Source organism: Nostoc sp. ChiQUE01b (assembly GCF_034531255.1).
Lineage (GTDB): Bacteria > Cyanobacteriota > Cyanobacteriia > Cyanobacteriales > Nostocaceae > Nostoc.
Window position 1 is genome coordinate 1 of sequence record NZ_JAVRBM010000173.1, and the last position, 4884, is coordinate 4884.

At 38.6% G+C, this 4884-nt stretch carries 1 protein-coding gene; it reads left to right on the forward strand.

The genetic code is table 11. From position 1 onward, the window contains the following. Window positions 1–50 precede the first annotated feature (50 nt). On the forward strand, window positions 51–4826 hold the full coding sequence (locus RMY63_RS41150) for a cadherin domain-containing protein (protein WP_322734186.1): 4776 nt from the start codon (window positions 51–53) through the stop codon (window positions 4824–4826). Window positions 4827–4884: the final 58 nt, after the last annotated feature.

The window sequence follows — 4884 nt, forward strand, 5'->3', positions numbered from 1 at the left end:
TATTCATCCCACTTCTACCGACGCTGTAACCTCGTAAATTGGCAGGGGTATTGAACGACGGGAATATTATTACTCTTGATCAAGATGCTGCTGGTATTGGCTGGTTTATAGATCCTACTCCAGAGGACGATTCTGAGTTTAACCCAATTGAAAATAGTCCAGGAGAGGGAAAAGTTGATTTACTAACTGCGATCGCTCACGAGATGGGGCACGTACTTGGTCTGTCTCATGTAGATTATGGAACTTCACTTATGAGCGCTACACTCCCGATAGGGGTGCGGCGTCTTCCCACTTGGTCAGATATTCATTTTACTGATGAAATATCCCCTAAATCAGCAGAGCTAAATTTAGATACTAATAGCTCTAGTATAGTTTATTGGGTTGGTGGCAGTGGTTATTGGGACGATTTAAATAATTGGAGTACGGGGAAATTACCAGGAGCTACAGATGAAGTTGTGATTGATGTGCCGCAAGAGGTTATTATTACCTTTCGTGAAGGCTTAACATCAACAATTGCCAAGCTGACGATTCAAGAAGATTTAGTTATTTCGGGTGGTAGTTTGACAATCCTTGGGGAAGGGGCGATTAACAACGACTTCATCCTGAATAATGGAACATTAAACACGACGGGAACAGTAATTGTTAACAACGACTTCATCCTGAATAGACGGATATTAAACACAACAGGAACAGTTACACTCAAAGGGCAAAATAATCAATGGTATGCGGGGACACTCAGCGGTTCAGGAATAGTAAACATAGCTGCTGAGGCAACTTTAAATATCAATAACGGTGATTACAAACGTCTAAGAAATAAAATCACCCTTAACAATCAAGGTACTGTTAATTGGAATGCTGACAACTATTATATGGAGGCTGACAGCACTAGTACTGGTGAGGTAATTAATAATGAAGGTATCTTTGAAATTAAGAATAACCTTGAACTGTACTACCTTACCTTCAATAATAGTGGTACTTTAATCAAATCAAATAGTACAGGAACAACCACTTTTTACGACTCGATATTCAACAACACAGGTACGGTTGACCTCCGACAAGGTAGAGTGAACTTTAGAGGCGGTGGTAGCAGCAATGATGGAACTTTCAAGCTAGCTGCTAATACCACTGCTGAATTTAGTACTAGCTATACTTTAGATGTCAATACTATTGTTGAAAATGAAGGGGCAATCGAGGTTTCTGGAGGGAATGTTAACCTCAACCAAGAAACAGTAAAATCAGCTTATATGGTAGTCCGCGGAGGTACTCTTAACTTAGCAGGAACAAGAATAGATTTACTCAATTTATTCATCAGTGGTGGAACATTAAACACGACGGGAACAGTAATTGTTAACAACGACTTCATCCTGAATAGACGGATATTAAACACAACAGGAACAGTTACACTCAAAGGGCAAAATAATCAATGGTATGCGGGGACACTCAGCGGTTCAGGAATAGTAAACATAGCTGCTGAGGCAACTTTAAATATCAATAACGGTGATTACAAACGTCTAAGAAATAAAATCACCCTTAACAATCAAGGTACTGTTAATTGGAATGCTGACAACTATTATATGGAGGCTGACAGCACTAGTACTGGTGAGGTAATTAATAATGAAGGTATCTTTGAAATTAAGAATAACCTTGAACTGTACTACCTTACCTTCAATAATAGTGGTACTTTAATCAAATCAAATAGTACAGGAACAACCACTTTTTACGACTCGATATTCAACAACACAGGTACGGTTGACCTCCGACAAGGTAAACTGTACTTTTATCGCGGAAAATTCATCAAAGCAGGAGGAACTTTTGATACTTCCAACACTACCTTTATTGAAGATAACCAATTACCTGATTTAAAAATAATAGGTGTAGAGCTAGAAACAACCATAAAACCTGGTTCTAGCATTGGTGTCAGTTGGACAGTAGAAAACCAAGGTAAGGACATAACAGATGCAACAACTTGGTATGATGCAATTTATCTATCTGTAGATAACATTTTTGATGTTACAGATACTTTCATTAGTCGGATATTAAAACCAACAATACCAGCAGTACTACCAATTTATAGCAACTATACCCTCGCTCAAACAATTACCCTACCAAAAACAGCTACAGGCAACCAATATCTGCTATTTATTACTGATGAAAAATATTACCAATTAGAAGAAGATGGAAATAATAACATTTTTGCTCAAGCTATCCAATTTCTAGATATCAACAATAATCCCCCGACAGAAGTTGAATTAAGCAATAATACAATTGATGAAAATAGTTTAAACGGAACACTAATTGGCACCTTAAATACCATTGACCCAGATTTGAACGAAACTCATACCTATAAACTATTAGATAGTGCGAGTGGTCGCTTTTTCCTAGACGGCAAGCAACTAAAAGTTGCTAATGGAGGATTATTAGATTTTGAAAACCAGAAAAATTATAACATTATCATTCAATCAGTAGATAAAGGAGGATTAAGCCTAGACAAGACTTTTAAAATTACTATTAATAATGCTAATGAAGCTCCATTTAATATTCAACTTAACAATACTCAAATTGATGAAAATAGTTCTAATAATTATGTAATTGGAACTTTTAATACTCTTGAATTAGATGAAATTGACACTCACACTTACGAAATAGTCAATGATGCTAATGGTAGATTTAAAATAGTTGGCAATGAATTACAAGTTGCCAATAGCAGTCTATTAAACTTTGAAAATAATACTAGCCATACAATTAAAGTTAAAGCTACAGATGCAGGTGGCTTAAGTTTTGAAAAAACATTCACCATTGCAATCAAAAATGTCAATGAAGCACCAACAGCAATTCAGTTAAGCAATAACAGCATTAACGAACATAGCCCAAATGGTACAGTAGTTGCAACTTTCAGCACAATCGACACAGATAGAAATGATAGCCATACCTACACATTACTTAATAATGCCGACGGGCGTTTTGCCATTACAAATAATCGATTAATAGTTGCCAATAGCGCCTTATTAGACTTTGAGCAAAACACTAACCATATCATTACTATTAGAACTCAAGATATAGGCGGTTTAACTTGGGAGCAAAATTTCGACATTAACATCATTAATGTCAAAGAAATTGACCTAGTACCAACTATTACCAAATTTAATAATGCCCCAACAACTAGCGGAACGATATTAAGAGCAACATCAGGGGATCTAATATCCTTAGAATGGGACGTAAAGAATGCAGGGGCAGACGATACATCTGGTACTTGGGTTGACCGCATTTACCTATCAGATGCACCCCCAGAAAGATTTACTCCCAACACCAACGATTTTATAAAAGAAGTAACACATACAGGTGGACTAGTAGCAAAAACAAGCTACAGTGAAAACTTAAACATTAAATTACCTATAAATATTAGCGGTACAAAGTACCTATACGCGATCGCTGATGCTAACAATAGTATTAATGAACTTAATAATACAGAAAATGCAGAACAAAACATCGTCTTTCAACAACTAGAAATCGAACTAGCGCCCTATGCAGACTTAGCAGTATCTAACGTCACAGCACCAGAATTGACAATTGGTGACCCAGCAACTGTGACCATTGGTTGGACAGTAACTAACGTTGGCACTGGCATTGGTAAAACCAGCACATGGGTAGACCGAATTATCGCCTCACTCGACAGTACAATCGGTAACTCAGATGACATTATACTGGCTAACTTCACCCATGACGGATTTTTAGAAAAGGATAAAGGTTATACCCGTTCAGAAAAACTACGCCTCTCCCCCGGTTTCCAAGGTAAATATCAGTTATTTGTGCAAACTGATGCCACTTCTCAAGTATTTGAAAACAGCTTAGAGACGAATAATAAAGCTAGTGCTGATAATAGCTTCAGCGTCGTCCGCACACCCTATGCAGATTTGCTTGTCTCTGAAGTCCAAGCACAACCAGCTGCCAGCAGCGGTCAACCAATGCAAATATCCTGGAAAGTTACCAACTCAGGCATTGGCATAACCGACACCAGTTCTTGGACAGACCGGGTTTTATTAGCCAGTGACCCTGAAGGCAAAAATATCATTGCCAACTTAGGAAACTTTGAACACGTAGGTGCATTAGCTGTAGGCAAGACTTACAACACCTCTGTTGACGTTACCCTGCCAAACGGACTTTCTGGTAATTACTACCTAGTTGTGACTACAGGCGGGCCATTCGAGTTTATTTACACAGATAACAACAGCCGCACCTCCAACGCAGTTCAAGTAACTTTCACCCCTCCTCCCGACCTAGCAGTAACAAACGTTACTTCTCCCACCTCTGTCCAATCTGGTAACAAAATTGACGTATCTTGGACAGTAGCTAACTCAGGTACAGGTGATGCAGTTGCTTCCTGGACAGACCAAGTATTTCTTAGAGAAGTTGGTAAACCCAACGCCCAATTAATCTCCTTGGGCAGCTTTACTTATAATAACGGTTTGCAAGCAGGCAAAGACTATACTCGCTCGGAACAATTTGTCTTGCCTTCTACCATGCAAGGTCTGTATGAGGTTGTAGTCAAAACTAACACTACTAATTCTCTATATGAAAATAGTGTTACTGCTAATAACACTAACAGCACAAATCCCAATAATCTCTTAGTTAGCTTAACTCCTCGTCCTGACTTGCAAGTGAAGGAGATTATTGCACCCACCACCGTGAATGCAGGTGGCACGATTTCCTTGGACTTCATCATCAGCAATGAAGGCACAGTCAGCACAAACAAACCCAACTGGCAAGACCGAGTTTATTTGTCCCTAGATGACAAAGTTAGCTACGACGACCTATCCTTGGGCAGTTGATACGATACCGTTGGCGAAATATTACTTAACATAAAAACGGCGGCTCTACCGTGTATTA